General features: G+C 59.4%; 14 protein-coding genes. 11 read left to right on the top strand and 3 right to left on the bottom strand.

The window, feature by feature from the left end; genetic code table 11:
- The first annotated feature begins 26 nt into the window (after window positions 1-26).
- From CFII64_RS17335 to CFII64_RS17370, 8 genes are all read left to right on the top strand, one after another.
- Complete coding sequence (locus CFII64_RS17335; protein WP_020292115.1) at window positions 27-764, top strand: response regulator; 738 nt, start codon at window positions 27-29, stop codon at window positions 762-764.
- 60 nt (window positions 765-824) lie between these two features.
- Window positions 825-2,231, top strand: a complete 1,407-nt coding sequence (locus tag CFII64_RS17340) for a HAMP domain-containing sensor histidine kinase (protein WP_044901476.1) — start codon at window positions 825-827, stop codon at window positions 2,229-2,231.
- Between the two features lie 289 nt (window positions 2,232-2,520).
- Window positions 2,521-3,813: an ABC transporter substrate-binding protein gene (locus tag CFII64_RS17345; RefSeq protein WP_020292117.1), complete on the top strand. Its 1,293-nt coding sequence runs from the start codon at window positions 2,521-2,523 to the stop codon at window positions 3,811-3,813.
- 125 nt (window positions 3,814-3,938) lie between these two features.
- Window positions 3,939-4,847 carry a carbohydrate ABC transporter permease gene (locus CFII64_RS17350; RefSeq protein WP_020292118.1) on the top strand — a complete coding sequence of 303 codons (909 nt, stop codon included), beginning with the start codon at window positions 3,939-3,941 and terminating at the stop codon, window positions 4,845-4,847.
- Complete coding sequence (locus tag CFII64_RS17355; RefSeq protein WP_020292119.1) at window positions 4,840-5,685, top strand: carbohydrate ABC transporter permease; 846 nt, start codon at window positions 4,840-4,842, stop codon at window positions 5,683-5,685. Before CFII64_RS17350 ends, CFII64_RS17355 begins: the two co-directional genes overlap by 8 nt.
- 2 nt (window positions 5,686-5,687) lie before the next feature.
- Window positions 5,688-6,848 (top strand): ABC transporter ATP-binding protein, encoded by a 1,161-nt coding sequence (locus tag CFII64_RS17360; RefSeq protein ID WP_020292120.1) that lies wholly within the window; start codon window positions 5,688-5,690, stop codon window positions 6,846-6,848.
- 116 nt (window positions 6,849-6,964) lie between these two features.
- A complete protein-coding gene (locus CFII64_RS17365) occupies window positions 6,965-8,320 on the top strand; it encodes a carbohydrate porin (protein WP_020292121.1) in 1,356 nt (451 codons plus the stop codon).
- A 186-nt stretch (window positions 8,321-8,506) separates the two neighbouring features.
- Window positions 8,507-9,361 carry a D-hexose-6-phosphate mutarotase gene (locus CFII64_RS17370; protein ID WP_020292122.1) on the top strand — a complete coding sequence of 285 codons (855 nt, stop codon included), beginning with the start codon at window positions 8,507-8,509 and terminating at the stop codon, window positions 9,359-9,361.
- Window positions 9,362-9,448: 87 nt separating this feature from the next.
- Here CFII64_RS17370 and CFII64_RS17375 read toward each other — a convergent pair whose 3' ends face one another.
- Window positions 9,449-10,315: a MurR/RpiR family transcriptional regulator gene (locus CFII64_RS17375; RefSeq protein WP_044901466.1), complete on the bottom strand. Its 867-nt coding sequence runs from the start codon at window positions 10,313-10,315 to the stop codon at window positions 9,449-9,451.
- Between the two features lie 218 nt (window positions 10,316-10,533).
- Here CFII64_RS17375 and zwf point away from each other — a divergent pair, with 218 nt between their 5' ends.
- The 3 genes from zwf to CFII64_RS17390 are packed head-to-tail and all read left to right on the top strand — an operon-like array spanning window position 10,534 to window position 13,395.
- On the top strand, window positions 10,534-12,003 hold the full coding sequence (zwf, locus tag CFII64_RS17380) for a glucose-6-phosphate dehydrogenase (RefSeq protein WP_020292124.1): 1,470 nt from the start codon (window positions 10,534-10,536) through the stop codon (window positions 12,001-12,003).
- The gene (gene pgl, locus CFII64_RS17385; protein ID WP_020292125.1) at window positions 11,990-12,703 is read left to right on the top strand and encodes a 6-phosphogluconolactonase; all 714 of its coding nucleotides are present in this window, start codon (window positions 11,990-11,992) and stop codon (window positions 12,701-12,703) included. The genes zwf and pgl overlap by 14 nt, the downstream gene beginning before the upstream one ends.
- Before the next feature lie 17 nt (window positions 12,704-12,720).
- Window positions 12,721-13,395 (top strand): bifunctional 4-hydroxy-2-oxoglutarate aldolase/2-dehydro-3-deoxy-phosphogluconate aldolase, encoded by a 675-nt coding sequence (locus CFII64_RS17390; protein WP_020292126.1) that lies wholly within the window; start codon window positions 12,721-12,723, stop codon window positions 13,393-13,395.
- A 177-nt stretch (window positions 13,396-13,572) separates the two neighbouring features.
- Here the strand turns inward: CFII64_RS17390 and CFII64_RS17395 are convergent, their stop codons facing one another.
- Together CFII64_RS17395 and CFII64_RS17400 are read right to left on the bottom strand one after the other, a co-directional pair.
- Window positions 13,573-14,772 carry an aminotransferase class V-fold PLP-dependent enzyme gene (locus tag CFII64_RS17395; protein ID WP_020292127.1) on the bottom strand — a complete coding sequence of 400 codons (1,200 nt, stop codon included), beginning with the start codon at window positions 14,770-14,772 and terminating at the stop codon, window positions 13,573-13,575.
- Window positions 14,773-14,789: 17 nt separating this feature from the next.
- Window positions 14,790-15,023, bottom strand: coding sequence for a DUF3820 family protein (locus CFII64_RS17400; protein WP_020292128.1), 234 nt, complete (start codon window positions 15,021-15,023; stop codon window positions 14,790-14,792).
- Window positions 15,024-15,177 lie beyond the last annotated feature (154 nt).

Here is a 15,177-nt window from a genome sequence, read left to right on the forward strand (position 1 = left end):
GATCCATTGCGACAAGGAAGATCCAGGTGAGCTCAGTCAGTAAATCGATCCTGCTGGTTGATGATGACCAGGAGATTCGTGAATTGCTGCAAACCTACCTGAGCCGCTCGGGCTTTCAGGTACGGACGGTCGGGGATGGTGCGGATTTCCGTCAGGCCTTCAACGATGAACCCAGTGACCTGCTGATCCTCGACGTGATGCTTCCCGACGAAGACGGCTTCAGCCTGTGTCGCTGGGTGCGTCAGCACAATCGCCAGCCCCACGTGCCGATCATCATGCTGACTGCCAGCTCGGACGAAACCGACCGGGTGATCGGTCTGGAGTTGGGTGCAGACGATTATCTCGGCAAACCATTCAGCCCCCGTGAACTGCTGGCGCGGATCAAGGCGCTGTTGCGCCGGGCGCAATTTGGTCAGGAGCGGGTCGGCGGCGATGTGCTGGTGTTTGATGAGTGGCGGCTGGACATGGTCAGTCATCGGCTGTTTCACAACGATGGCGAGGAAGTGATTCTGTCCGGCGCCGACTTCGCGTTGCTCAAGCTGTTCCTTGACAATCCCCAGCAGATTCTGGATCGCGACATGATCGGCAACGCGACCCGTGGCCGTGAGCTGATGCCCCTTGAGCGCATTGTCGACATGGCGGTCAGTCGTCTGCGTCAACGCCTGCGCGATACCGGCAAGTCACCGCGCTTGATCCGCACAGTGCGCGGCAGTGGTTATCTGCTGGCGGCCAATGTCATACCCCAAATCAGCAATGGTTACTGAGTGTTGAGCGAGGCCGCCCCGAAGCGTCGGTTCCCGATGCCGCGCTCGCTGCTGGGACGCATGTTGCTGCTGACTTTGCTGGCGGTATTGCTGGCTCAGGCGCTGTCCAGCGTCATCTGGCTGTCGCAGCTGCGCGCGACGCAAATGGAAGGGTTGATCACCAGCGCCCGCAGCCTGGCGTATTCCATGGCGGCCAGCGTCAGTTATTTCCGCTCATTGCCGGTGGCGTATCGCCCGCTGGTGCTGGACCAGTTGCGCAGCATGGGCGGCACACGCTTTGTCGTGTCCCTCAATGATCGTCCGCTGGACATGCAAACCCTCGAAGCGACGCCACGCAAGCAGGCTGTGCTTGATGTGGTCGATGAAGTGCTGCGTCAGCATCTGGGGACTGATCCGGACATTTCTGTCTGGTTCGTGCGCCCGGAAGACCTGCGGATTTTCAACAGCGGCCTGAAACTCGATGAGCTGCCGCGCTCCTGGGCGCATTACGCCCTGAGCCTGGAGCCGGTCAATCCACCGATCCTGGTCACCCAGATCGAGCTGGCGCACGGCGAATGGCTGTACATCGCCTCGCTGCTGCCCGAGCCCTACACCACCCTTGAAGAACAGGAATTGCCCCTTCAGCAAGTGTGGTTCATCGCCCTGACCAGTGGTTTCCTGTTGTTGTTCATTGGCTTGTTGGTGCATTGGCAAAGTCGCCCGCTCAAACGGCTGGCCCGCGCAGCGCGGGACATGTCGCTGGGTGCGGAAGTGGAGTCGGTGGTGGAAGGCGGCGGCAGCGAAGTGGTGGAAGTCAGCCGCGCTTTCAATGCCATGCGCACGCGCATCAGTCGTTACCTGACCGAACGCGGCCAGTTGTTCAGCGCCATTTCCCACGATTTGCGTACGCCCATCACGCGCCTGCGCCTGCGGGTCGAGTTGCTGGAAGATGAAACCCAGCAGCGCAAATTCAGCCGTGATCTGGACGAGCTGGAGTTGCTGGTCAAAGGCGCTCTGCAATGCGTGAAAGACACGGATATTCACGAGAACATCGAACCGGTGGATCTGAACAACGTGCTCGATTGTCTGGTGGAGCCTTATCTGCCACCCAACGGCAACGGCAGCGCGACCCAGCACGGCAAGGCCGAGGCGCCGTATCCGGGTAAACCGCTGGCCCTCAAACGCTGCATCGGCAACCTGATCGATAATGCCATCAAGTACGGGCACAAGGCGCATCTGCGGGTCGAAGACAACGCCACGGCATTTGTGCTGCACGTCGACGATGAAGGCCCCGGCGTACCTGAACAACGCCTCGAACAAGTCTTCGAACCGCATTTCCGCCTCGCGGGCAGCCAGCAGCAAGGCTACGGCCTGGGCCTGGGCATCGCCCGCAACATCGCCCACAGTCACGGCGGCGAAGTCAGCCTGCAAAACCTGCGCGGCGGCGGGTTGCGGGTGACGCTGTACCTGCCGAGGACAGCGGATTGATGTTCACCAACCCGTAGGACCAACCCGTAGGACCGGCTTTAGCCGGGAGCAGGCCCGCATGGTCGTCGCATCTATGTCGTCCGAAATGCCAACCTCCCGGCTAAAGCCGGTCCTACGAGCCGGTCTTGCGAGCCGGTCTTACGTGGCGTGCGGCCAGGCACCTGTCCAATGTCACCACCCTGTGACAATCGCGCATCCCTTCGTTACCGTTCTTTCCAAACCCTTGGTTAGACTCCATGCAGCGCAAGCACAGACTTGCTCATGCATAACAACAAGAAAGGTTAAATCGATGAATTCAATTTCCCGTCTCGCTACTGTCATTTCTCTCGCCTCGTTGTTCCCGCTGAGCGCTGTTGCTGCTGAGTCCAAAGGCTCCGTCGAAGTGGTCCACTGGTGGACGTCCGGTGGCGAAAAAGCGGCTGTCGATGTGTTGAAAGCCCAAGTGGAAAAAGACGGCTTCATCTGGAAAGACGGCGCTGTGGCCGGTGGCGGTGGTTCGACCGCCATGACCGTGTTGAAAAGCCGCGCTGTCGCCGGCAACCCGCCTGGCGTTGCCCAGATCAAGGGGCCGGACATTCAGGAATGGGCGTCTACCGGTCTGCTCGATACCGACGCGCTGAAAGACGTTTCCAAGGAAGAGAAGTGGGACAGCCTGCTGGACAAGAAAGTCTCCGACACGGTGAAGTATGAAGGCGACTATGTGGCGGTCCCGGTGAACATTCACCGTGTCAACTGGCTGTGGATCAACCCGGAAGTGTTCAAGAAAGCCGGGATCACCAAGAATCCAACCACGCTTGAAGAGTTCTACGCTGCCGCTGACAAGCTCAAGGCTGCGGGCTTCATCCCGCTGGCCCATGGCGGTCAACCCTGGCAGGACAGCACTGTTTTCGAAGCCGTCGTGCTGTCGGTAATGGGTGCCGACGGTTACAAGAAAGCCTTAGTAGACCTGGATGAAAAAGCCCTGACCGGCCCGGAAATGGTCAAGTCGCTGACCGAGCTGAAGAAAGTCGCCACCTACATGGATGCCGACGGCAAAGGCCAGGACTGGAACCTGGAAGCCGCCAAGGTCATCAACGGCAAGGCCGGCATGCAGATCATGGGTGACTGGGCCAAGAGCGAATGGACCGCCGCCAAGAAAGTCGCTGGCAAAGACTACGAATGCGTAGCCTTCCCGGGCACCGAAAAAGCGTTCACCTACAACATCGATTCCCTGGCCGTGTTCAAGCAGAGCAAGGACAAGGACACCACTGCTGCTGCACAGCAGGACATCGCCAAAGTCGTGCTGGGTGAAAACTTCCAGAAAGTTTTCAGCATCAACAAAGGCTCGATCCCGGTTCGCAACGACATGCTGAACAAGATGGACAGCTACGGTTTTGATTCTTGCGCACAAACCGCTGCCAAGGACTTCCTGGCTGACGCCAAAACCGGCGGCCTGCAACCAAGCATGGCGCACAACATGGCGACCACTCTTGCAGTCCAGGGCGCGTTCTTTGATGTGATCACCAACTTCATCAACGACCCGAAAGCCGATCCAGCCAAGACCGCCAAGCAGTTGTGGGCGTCGGTCAAAGCTGCGAAGTAATCGCTTCGCGCCCTGATCAAAGTGCGCGCGTTAACCCCAGCCGCAGTTCGTGCTGATGAAACCGTCTCATCCGGTTTCACGCACGGCTGTGGCCTGGATCAAGTCGTCATGAGTGGATGCTTCCAATGAGTTCGATTGCTGTGTTCAGCAAAGCCTCGCCGTTCGATGCCTTGCAGCGCTGGCTACCCAAACTGGTGCTGGCGCCAAGCATGTTCATCGTATTGGTGGGCTTTTACGGCTATATCCTGTGGACGTTCGTATTGTCGTTCACCACCTCGACCTTTCTGCCGTCCTACAAGTGGGCCGGACTGGCGCAATACCAGCGTCTGTTCGATAACGACCGCTGGTGGGTAGCGAGCAAGAATCTCGCAGTGTTCGGTGGCATGTTCATCGGTATCAGCCTGGTGGTCGGCGTGATACTGGCGGTATTCCTCGACCAGCGCATTCGCCGCGAAGGGTTTATTCGCACCATTTATCTGTACCCGATGGCGCTCTCGATGATCGTCACCGGTACCGCCTGGAAATGGCTGCTCAACCCAGGCATGGGCCTGGACAAATTGTTGCGCGACTGGGGTTGGGAAGGCTTCCGGCTGGACTGGCTGATCGACCCTGATCGCGTCGTCTATTGCCTGGTGATTGCCGCAGTCTGGCAGGCGTCGGGTTTTATCATGGCGATGTTCCTGGCCGGCCTGCGCGGTGTCGATCAGTCGATCATCCGTGCTGCGCAAATCGACGGGGCGAGCCTGCCCACCATTTACCTGAAAGTCGTGCTGCCAAGCCTGCGTCCGGTGTTTTTCAGCGCCGTGATGATCCTTGCGCATATCGCCATCAAGAGCTTCGACCTGGTTGCAGCGATGACGGCGGGTGGCCCCGGCTACTCCTCGGACCTTCCGGCGATGTTCATGTATTCCTTCACTTTCAGTCGCGGCCAGATGGGCATGGGCTCGGCCAGTGCAATCCTGATGCTCGGGGCGATTCTCGCCATTGTCGTGCCTTACCTGTATTCCGAGCTGAGGAACAAGCGTCATGAGTAATCAGATCGGAACACCTGCCGTCAGCCTCAGCCGGATCGCGATTCACGCGGTGCTGATCATCGCGTGCCTGCTGTACCTGGTGCCGCTGGTAGTGATGTTGCTGACCAGCTTCAAGACTCCGGAAGATATCGGCACCGGCAACCTGCTGAGCTGGCCAACCGTGGTGAGCACCATTGGCTGGGTCAAGGCCTGGGCGACCGTCGACGGGTATTTCTGGAACTCGATCAAGATCACCGTGCCCGCGGTGTTGATCTCCACCGCCATCGGCGCGCTCAACGGTTACGTGCTGTCGTTCTGGCGTTTCCGGGGCTCGCAGCTGTTCTTCGGCCTGTTGCTGTTCGGCTGCTTCCTGCCGTTCCAGACCGTCCTGCTGCCAGCGTCCTTCACGCTGGGCAAGATGGGCCTGGCGAGCACCACCACCGGGTTGGTGTTTGTGCATGTGGTCTACGGCCTGGCGTTCACCACGCTGTTCTTCCGTAACTACTACGTGAGCATTCCGGATGCGCTGGTCAAGGCTGCGCGCCTGGATGGCGCCGGGTTTTTCACCATCTTCATGAAGATCATTCTGCCGATGTCGACGCCGATCATCATGGTCTGCCTTATCTGGCAGTCCACGCAGATCTGGAACGACTTCCTGTTCGGGGTGGTGTTCTCCAGCGGTGACTCGCAACCGATCACCGTGGCCCTGAATAACCTGGTCAACACCAGCACCGGAGCCAAGGAATATAACGTTGATATGGCGGCGGCGATGATTGCCGGCCTGCCGACACTGCTGGTCTACATCGTGGCAGGCAAGTATTTCGTGCGCGGTCTCACGGCCGGCGCGGTCAAGGGGTAAACATGGCAACGCTCGAATTACGCAATGTAAACAAGACCTACGGCGTTGGCCTTCCGGACACGCTGAAGAACATCGAACTGCAGATCAAGGACGGGGAATTCCTGATTCTGGTCGGGCCTTCCGGCTGTGGTAAATCGACGCTGATGAACTGCATCGCGGGTCTGGAATCGATCAGCAACGGCTCGATCCTGATCGACGATGCCGACGTCAGCGGCATGAGTCCCAAGGACCGTGACATCGCCATGGTCTTTCAGTCCTATGCGCTGTATCCGACCATGACCGTGCGCCAGAACATCGAGTTCGGCCTGAAAATCCGCAAGATGAGCGCCGCCGCCATCGACGAGGAAGTGACCCGGGTCGCCAAGCTGTTGCAGATCGAACACCTGCTCAATCGCAAGCCCGGCCAGTTGTCCGGCGGCCAGCAACAGCGTGTGGCCATGGGGCGCGCACTGGCGCGGCGGCCGAAGATTTACCTGTTCGATGAGCCGCTGTCCAACCTTGACGCCAAGCTGCGGGTCGAGATGCGTACCGAAATGAAGCTGATGCATCAGCGACTCAAAACCACCACGGTATACGTCACTCACGACCAGATCGAAGCCATGACGCTGGGCGACAAAGTGGCGGTGATGAAAGACGGGATCATCCAGCAGTTCGGCACCCCGAAAGAGATCTACAACAACCCGGCCAACCTGTTCGTGGCCAGCTTCATCGGTTCGCCGCCGATGAACTTCATTCCCCTGCGCCTGCAACGCAAGGAAGGTCGCCTGTTCGCCTTGCTCGACAGCGGTCAGGCGCGTTGCGAGCTGCCCTTGGGCATGTCGGATGCCGGCCTTGAAGATCGCGAAGTCATCCTGGGCATGCGTCCCGAGCAGATCGTTCTGGCGCCCGGCGAACCCAACGGCCTGCCGACCATCCGTGCGGAAGTCCAGGTCACCGAGCCGACCGGGCCGGACACGCTGGTGTTCGTCAACCTTAACCAGAGCAAGGTCTGCTGCCGTCTGGCGCCGGACGTCGCGCCTCAGGTCGGGGAAAGCCTGACCCTGCAATTCGATCCGGCCAAAGTCATGCTCTTCGACGCCGCCACCGGCGAACGTCTTGGCGTGCTGGGTCAGCCGCAGCCTGCCGGCCGCGTGGGCAATGTCACGCAGATCAACCGCAACTGAACCGAGCACAGCCGGTCGGGTAACCGCTGCCGTAACAGGTCGCCCCGTCGGCAAACACGAAGCAACCGATGTCGATGCCGTTAGAAGCTAATAACAATAAAACGAGGAATTAAGGGATGAAGAAGCTACGCAATAAATCGCTTAACCAGTTCCAGCTTATCGGTGGTTTGTCTGTTTTGAGTGCGTTGGCGTTTTCGGGAAGCGCCAGCGCTGTCGAGCCGTTCCACGCCAATGAACACATGACCGGTGATTGGGGTGGATTGCGTCAGGAACTGTATGACAAGGGCTATGACTTCTCGCTGGAATACGTCGGGGAAATGGGCGCCAACGTGCATGGCGGCTACAACGACGACAAGACGGCGCGTTACAGCGATCAGTTCGCCCTCGGCGTGCAGATGGATCTGGAGAAAGTCCTTGGCTGGAAGAATGCGGAGTTCAAACTGGCCATCACCGAGCGAAGCGGCAACAATATTTCCAATGATCGACTCGGCGATCCTCGTGTCGGCACGCTCAGTTCCTCGCAGGAAGTCTGGGGTCGCGGCCAGACCTGGCGCCTGACGCAAATGTGGGTCAAGCAGACCTATTTCGACGGCAAGCTCGACATCAAGGCCGGCCGGATGGGCGAGGGCGAGGATTTCGGCAGCTTCCCTTGCGACTTCCAGAACCTGACCTTCTGCGGTACTCAGGCCGCCAACTATGTGAACACCTGGTACAACTGGCCAGTCAGCCAGTGGGCCTTGCGCGTGAAGTACAACATCACGCCTGAAGTCTTCGCCCAGATCGGCGTCTACGAACAGAACCCTTCGTACCTGGAAACCGGCAACGGCTTCAAGCTGAGCGGCAGCGGCGCCAAAGGCACCCTGGTGCCGGTGGAAGTGGTGTGGTCACCGACCATCAACTCGCTGCCGGGCGAATACCGTCTGGGTTACTACTTCAGCAGCCCAAGCGCTGACGATGTCTACGAGGATCGTAACGGCCAGCCACAAGGCCTGACCGGCGGCCAGTTCAAGTCGCGCAGCGAGAAGACTGGCTGGTGGGTCGTGGCGCAGCAAAAGATCATGAACTTCGACGGCGATCAGTCCCGAGGCCTGAGCCTGTTTGCCAACGCAACCGTGCATGACAAAGACACGAACTTCGTCGACAACTTCCTGCAGGTCGGTATGGTCTTCAAAGGCCCGTTCGCCGCGCGTCCGAAGGATGACATCGGCATCGGTGTTTCGCGCATTCACGTCAACGAAGACGTGCGGGACCGTGCGAAGCAGATCAACGCCGTCAATGGTATCGACGACTACGACAACCCAGGCTATCTGCCGATCCAGAAAAGCGAGTACAACTCCGAGATCTACTACGGCGTGCACGTCACTGACTGGCTGACCATTCGCCCCAACCTGCAGTACATCAAGTCTCCGGGCGGTGTCGATCAGGTTGATAACGCGCTGGTGGCCGGTATCAAACTGCAGACCAAGTTTTAACAACGATCAAGGGTCGTGTGGTGCTTTACGGGCGGCCTGGCTGCCCGTTTTTTTTGGGTGGCTTTCTGGACTCAATTCATGCCGTAGGACCGGCTTTAGCCGGGAGCGCGCGCTCCCGGCTAAAGCCGGTCCTACGGTCGTAGAAAACATTTTTTCGGGACAGCAATGACCATCAAGGAAGCGGGGATGCTGGAGCATCCGTTGCAGCGATTCTTTAAATCCAGGCGATCCAGACCGACGTTCGAGTGGGAGCGTTATCAGCTGCGCGACGTGCTGATCATCGATCACCCGCAATGTGAGGCAGTGTTCAGTCGACAGGGTGGCCAGTTGCTGCATTTTCAGCCGCGAGGTCAGAAGCCCTGGTTGTGGTGTGCGTCGCATTGGCCACAAGTGGGTGCGATTCGCGGCGGCGTTCCGGTTTGCTGGCCCTGGTACGGCCGTCATCCGAGCGAAGGCGTATGGCCGGCGCACGGTTGGGCGCGGCTGCTGGACTGGAAACTGATCGACAGCCGGGAAAGCGACGCGGGCGTGAGCCTGCATTGGCGGCTGCAACTGTGGGACTGGCAAGCCGACCTGCACGCCGAGTTGGGGCAGGGCATGGAATTGCGTTTGACTACCCGGCATCAGGACAGCGAACCCTGCCAGTTCAGCCAGGCGCTGCACGCTTATTGGCGGATCAGCGATGTGCAGGAAGTCGCGCTGGAAGGCCTCGATGGCGCGCAGGGCTACGATCAGCTCAGCCGACAGGCATGTCAGCAAGAAGGCGATTTGCGCGTGGCGGGCGGCTGTCAGCGGGTGTTCGATCATACCGGTCCGTTGCAGTTACAGGATCAAGCCTGGCAACGGCGCTTGGGTATCGATACGGGCGACAGCGCCAACACGGTGATCTGGCATCCCGGCAATCGTCCGTTGATGGGCGTGGCGGGCAGCGAAGCGGGCGGATTCGTTTGCGTCGAGGCCGCGTCAGGCGGCAGCGAAAGCCTGAGCCTGGCGCCAGGCGAGCGCGCCGAGTTGAGTTTGCAGGCTTATCTGGTGCATTGACGGTGCGCAAAACCTGTAGGACCGGCTTCAGCGGGGAGAGAATTGACGCCCTCGCGACTAAAGTCGCTCCTACGGCTCCTACGGCTGCTAACCCTGATCCTCAACCGGATAGCGGCTGTCGTTCAGGCTTTCCTTGATCTTGCGCAGGTGCGGCTGGAAGTCGACGCCTCGGCGCAGGGTCATGCCGGTGGCGAGCACGTCGAGCACGGTCAACTGGATGATCCGTGAGGTCATCGGCATATAGATGTCGGTGTCTTCCGGCAGCGGAATGTTCAGGCTGACGGTGCTGGCCTTGGCCAAGGGCGAGCCCGCCGCCGTCAGGCCCAGCACCGAAGCGCCGTTGGCGCGGGCAATGCGCGCCACTTCGACCAGTTCCCGGGTGCGGCCGGTGTAGGAAATGATCACGAACAGTTCCCCGGTGTGCGCCACTGAGGCAATCATGCGCTGCATCAACACATCCGCGTGGGCGGTGACCGCCAGGTTGAAGCGAAAGAACTTGTGCTGCGCGTCCAGCGCGACCGGCGCCGACGCCCCGAGGCCGAAGAAGTGAATCTGCCGGGCCTGAATCAGCATGTCCACGGACTTGCTGATCAGCGCGGGGTCCAGTTGCTGGCAGGCGGTGTCCAGCGAGGCGATGGCGCTGCCGAAGATCTTCTGGGTATAGGCCTCGGTATCGTCATCCGCCTCGACCGCGCGGCTCACGTACGCGGCACCGCTGGCCAGGCTCTGCGCCAGCTGCAACTTGAGTTCCGGATAGCCACTGACGCTGAATGAGCGGCAAAAGCGATTGACCGTCGGCTCGCTGACGTTGGCGGCCTGGGCCAGCGCCGCAATGCTGAAACGGGTCGCTTGCTGCGGATTGAGCAGAATCGCTTCGGCGACTTTGCGCTCAGCCTTGTTCAGCTCTTCGAGTCGGCTCTGGATCATCTCCAGAAGATTTCTTGTGCGGTCCATTCAAAGTCCTTGTCGCGGCTGTTTTGCTCAGGTTTTTGCTTGAGCTATCACGAGGCCCTTTAGCCTGTAGCAAAGGTGGCCTATCGTACTGAGGGCCTGTGTTGATCACCACTGGAATATGGTTTTAGACGGAATGTTGTGGTTATTACTACATTTGGCCTTGAGTAACGCCTTTAAAAAAGGTATTTGTAGCCTAACTTGATAAAAGAACCAACATTATGCTCTCGATTACGGTTGAACCGTGCACTTTTGCCTTGTTTGGCGCCTTGGGCGACCTGGCAGTGCGCAAGCTGTTCCCGGCCCTTTATCAACTCGACCGCGCTGGATTGCTGCATGCCGATACGCGAATCCTCGCGTTGGCGCGCGAACCGGGCGACGAACAGCAGCATTTGGCATACATCGATAAATCCCTGCGCCGCTTTGTTCCGGAGGCTGAACTTGAGCCTGAGAACGTGGAGCGTTTTCAGGCTCGCCTGAGTTACCTGCACGTGGATTTCCTCAAGGCCGAGGATTACGTGGCGCTGGCCGAGCGTGTGGGTGATGCGCAGGTCCTGATCGCCTACTTCGCCACGCCGGCGTCAGTGTACGGCGCGATCTGCGAAAACCTCGCCTCGGTCAACCTGACCGAGCGCACCCGCGCGGTGCTGGAAAAGCCTATTGGTCATGACCTGGCGTCCTCGCGGCGGGTCAACGATGCGGTGGCGCAGTTCCTGCCGGAAACCCGCGTCTATCGCATCGACCATTACCTGGGCAAGGACACCGTCCAGAACCTGATCGCCCTGCGTTTCGCCAACAGCCTGTTCGAAACCCAGTGGAACCAGAATCACATTTCCCACGTGGAAATCACTGTCGCGGAAAAGGTCGGTATCGAAGGCCGTTGGGGCTATTTCGATCAGGCCGGGCAACTGCGCGACATGATCCAGAACCACTTGCTGCAGTTGCTGTGCCTGATTGCCATGGACCCGCCCAGCGACCTGTCCGCTGACAGTATCCGTGACGAGAAGGTCAAGGTGCTCAAGGCGCTGGCACCGTTCACGCCGGAACGTCTGGCCACTCAAGTTGTGCGCGGCCAATACATCGCCGGTTACAGCGAAGGCAAGCCAGTGCCCGGTTATCTGGAGGAAGAAAACTCCAATACCCAGAGCGATACGGAAACCTTTGTGGCCCTGCGTGCCGACATTCGCAACTGGCGCTGGTCCGGTGTGCCGTTCTACCTGCGTACCGGCAAGCGCATGCCGGCCAAGCTGTCGCAGATCGTGATCCACTTCAAAGAGCCGCCGCACTACATCTTCGCCCCCGAGCAGCGCATGCAGATCAGCAATCGCCTGATCATTCGTTTGCAGCCGGATGAAGGCATTTCCTTGCAAGTGATGACCAAGGACCAAGGCCTGGATAAAGGCATGCAGTTGCGCAGCGGCCCACTGCAACTGAATTTTTCCGACACCTACCGCAGCGCGCGCGTCCCCGATGCGTATGAGCGGTTGTTGCTGGAAGTAATGCGCGGCAATCAGAACCTGTTTGTTCGCAAAGATGAAATTGAGTACGCATGGCAATGGTGCGATCAGCTGATCGCCGGCTGGAAAAAGGCAGGCGATGCGCCCAAGCCTTACGCCGCCGGATCGTGGGGCCCGATGAGCTCCATTGCATTGATTACTCGTGACGGGAGATCGTGGTATGGCGATATGTGACCTTGAACTGCCAGCGGGCTTAGTCGCTCGCGAGTTCGATAATCCTGCGCTGCTGGCCAGTGAGCTGGCAGCTAACGTGGCTGAGCAACTGAAAACGGCCATCGCCAGCAATGGCGTCGCGACCTTGGTGGTTTCCGGTGGTCGCAGCCCGGTGGCTTTTTTCCAGAGCCTGGCCGAGCAGCCGCTGGACTGGTCCAGAGTCGTGGTCAGCCTGGCTGACGAGCGCTGGGTGCCGGTCGAGCATGCCGACAGCAACGCCGGCCTGTTGCAGCGCTATCTGCTGCAAGGCCCGGCGGCCAAGGCGAAGTTCCTCGGTTTGTACAGCGTCGCCCAAAGCCTTGAAGAAGCGGCTGATGCTGCCGATCAGGCCCTGGCCGAGTTGCCGCCCATCGACGTACTGATTCTGGGTATGGGTGATGACGGGCATACCGCGTCGTTGTTTCCCAAAAGCCCGAAGCTGAATGAAGCCTTGCGTCTGGATGGCGAACGTCGTTGCTTGCCGATGCTGGCGCCGACCGTGCCGCATCAGCGCCTGACCATGACTCGCCGTCTGCTGGCTTCGGCGCGTTTGCCGATCCTGTCGGTTTCCGGCCAGGCCAAACTCGACACCCTGCGCGCGGCCCTGGCCGGTGATGACCTCGCCGAAATGCCGGTTCGCGCCTTCCTTGACTCTTCCCTTGAGATTTACTGGTGCCCATAAGCAAAGGATCCGCCGCCATGAAAACAGTCGAAAACAATCAGCCGCTCAACAGCATGGCGAACAAGATTTCCCAGATCGATGAACTCTGCGCCAAGGCAAAGATTTTGCCGGTGATCACCATTCTGCGTGATCAGGATGTCCTGCCGTTGGCGGACGCGCTGGCAGCGGGCGGCATGACAGCGCTGGAAGTTACCCTGCGTTCGGCCTTTGGCCTGAGCGCCATTCGTATCCTGCGCGAACAGCGTCCTGAGCTGTGTGTCGGCGCCGGTACGATCCTGGACCGCAACATGCTGGCGGACGCCGAAGCGGCCGGTTCGCAATTCATCGTCACGCCAGGCAGTACGCAAGATTTGCTGGAAGCGGCCCTCGACAGCCCGCTGCCCTTGTTGCCCGGCATCAGCAGCGCCTCGGAAATCATGATCGGCTACGCCATGGGTTATCGCCGTTTCAAATTGTTCCCGGCGGAAATCAGCGGCGGCGTCGCAGCCATCAAAGCCCTTGGCGGTCCGTTCACGGAAGTGCGCTTTTGCCCAACCGGCGGCGTCAACGCGGACAACCTCAAGAGCTACATGGCGCAACCCAACGTCATGTGCGTTGGCGGTACGTGGATGATTGACAATGCGTGGGTCAAGAATGGCGACTGGAACCGCATCCAGGAAGCAACGGCGCAGGCGATGGCGTTGTTTGACTAAGTCGTGAACGTCCGACTGTAGGACCGGCTTCAGCCGGGAGCAGGGTGCTCTGGAGCATATCTGTTTGAAGCACCGACCTCCTCCCGGCTGAAGCCGGTCCTACGGGTGCTTGCGTCAAATCGGTTAATCGTTTGTTGTTGGCTTTACGGTGCGCCCTGGTCCGGCGCACCGTTTTTTTCACGCCAGTATGCGCAACGCGTCAGTCAGCAGCTGCATATGCGCAGCAGGGCTGCTGAACCCCGGCGTGATGCGAATGCAGGGTCCGCAGACCGATCCTTCCCGCGCTACGCTGAACAGGTTGTGCTCGTCGAGCAAACGCTGCGCCATGCGCTCTTGATCTGCATGTCGGGTAAAGCGCAAAGACGTGATCCCGCAATACAGCCGCGGATCGTCCGGCGTCAGTATTTCCACGCCTTCCAGTTCCCGAGCCGGCTTGACCCAAAGGTCGCGCAGGTAGCTCAGCCGTGCGCCTTTGGCGAGCGAGCCACCCATCGCCCGATGCTCCTCGAAAACCTTGGGTAACGTCATCCACGCCGGAATATTCGGCGTGCCATAAGGCACCAGCCCAAGGATGTTGTCTTTGCCGTAACGGGTATCGCCCATGTCCGCATCAATCGATCCCAGCCGCTCCTGCGCGACATAGATAAAGCCCAGGCTCAGTGGCGCGCCCATCCATTTCTGCAAGTTGTAACCGGCAAACGCGACGCCCAGGTCATCGAGCCGGAAATCCAGTTGGCCCAAGGCATGGGCGCCATCGAGAATCACGTCGATATCGCAAGCCTTGGCCAGCGCGGCAATCGCCTGCACCGGCATTACCAGGCCGGTGCGATGAGTCACATGAGTGAGCGCCATCAGTTTGAGGCGCGGGTAGCGCTCGAAGGCGGTCTGGTAGCTGTTGAGCAGGGATTCGTAGCTGGCCGGATGGACATGATTGATTTCAATGACCTCGACGCCACGGTTCCTGGCCAGCCAGCGCATCGCCGTTTGCACGCTGATATAGTCGAGATCGCTGATCAGCACCTGATCGCCCGGCTGCAACTGGTTGTAGTTGCGAATCAGCGATTGCAGGGATTCGGTGGCGCAGCGGGTGATGGCGATTTCCTCCGGCCGCACCTGCACCAGATCCGCCAACTGGCCGTGAATGATCTGGCTGTCGATTTCGTCGAACCGGCGACGCACGTACACCGAGTTGCTGCGGTTCACGTAATCGATATTGCGCCGATAATCTTCCAGCACCTCGCGGGTCATGCGCCCGAAATAGCCGTATTCCAGATTGATCGGGCCGGGCTCGACGTCATAGCGCCCAGCGATGTCGGCCCAGAAAGCCTCATCGCGCGCCTGTTGCAGTACCGCAGGGTTTACCGGTGCATGGTCCATTGCCGTCTCGCTTGTGGTCAGCCTTCTTTGAATTGACGCGGTCTCGTGCGCAGGGGGTCGAGCAACTCGGACAGGCCGTTATGATCAATCTCTTGCATCAACGCCAGCAGACCGCCGAGTTCGCTTTTCGGGAAGCCTTCCCGGGCAAACCAGTTCAGGTATTGCCCCGGCAGATCGGCAATCAGCCGACCCTTGTATTTGCCGAACGGCATCTCGCGCGTCACCAACAGTTTGAGTTTTTCCGGGTTCAAGGCCGAGCCCCCTTGTCATTGCGTCCAAGCCAATACGATACGTGCATTCTGCATGCAGGCCAAAGGACAGTTCATGCATAAATCACGACGCGTCTGTATGGTGATTTCAATAAGTCATTGATAAATATAGGAATAATAAGAACTAAAAAGCTGG

Origin of the sequence: Pseudomonas sp. CFII64 (assembly GCF_000416235.1) — a bacterium.
Classification (GTDB): domain Bacteria; phylum Pseudomonadota; class Gammaproteobacteria; order Pseudomonadales; family Pseudomonadaceae; genus Aquipseudomonas.

Excerpts from the sequence above, each read along its gene's own strand:
- CFII64_RS17340 (WP_044901476.1), top strand. The coding sequence starts at position 825 with ATGTTGCTGCTGACTTTGCTGGCGGTATTGCTGGCTCAGGCGCTGTCC.
- CFII64_RS17345 (WP_020292117.1), top strand. The coding sequence starts at position 2,521 with ATGAATTCAATTTCCCGTCTCGCTACTGTCATTTCTCTCGCCTCGTTG.
- CFII64_RS17350 (WP_020292118.1), top strand. The coding sequence starts at position 3,939 with ATGAGTTCGATTGCTGTGTTCAGCAAAGCCTCGCCGTTCGATGCCTTG.
- CFII64_RS17355 (WP_020292119.1), top strand. The coding sequence starts at position 4,840 with ATGAGTAATCAGATCGGAACACCTGCCGTCAGCCTCAGCCGGATCGCG.
- CFII64_RS17360 (WP_020292120.1), top strand. The coding sequence starts at position 5,688 with ATGGCAACGCTCGAATTACGCAATGTAAACAAGACCTACGGCGTTGGC.
- CFII64_RS17365 (WP_020292121.1), top strand. The coding sequence starts at position 6,965 with ATGAAGAAGCTACGCAATAAATCGCTTAACCAGTTCCAGCTTATCGGT.
- CFII64_RS17370 (WP_020292122.1), top strand. The coding sequence starts at position 8,507 with ATGCTGGAGCATCCGTTGCAGCGATTCTTTAAATCCAGGCGATCCAGA.
- CFII64_RS17375 (WP_044901466.1), bottom strand. The coding sequence starts at position 10,315 with ATGGACCGCACAAGAAATCTTCTGGAGATGATCCAGAGCCGACTCGAA.
- zwf (WP_020292124.1), top strand. The coding sequence starts at position 10,534 with ATGCTCTCGATTACGGTTGAACCGTGCACTTTTGCCTTGTTTGGCGCC.
- pgl (WP_020292125.1), top strand. The coding sequence starts at position 11,990 with ATGGCGATATGTGACCTTGAACTGCCAGCGGGCTTAGTCGCTCGCGAG.
- CFII64_RS17390 (WP_020292126.1), top strand. The coding sequence starts at position 12,721 with ATGAAAACAGTCGAAAACAATCAGCCGCTCAACAGCATGGCGAACAAG.
- CFII64_RS17395 (WP_020292127.1), bottom strand. The coding sequence starts at position 14,772 with ATGGACCATGCACCGGTAAACCCTGCGGTACTGCAACAGGCGCGCGAT.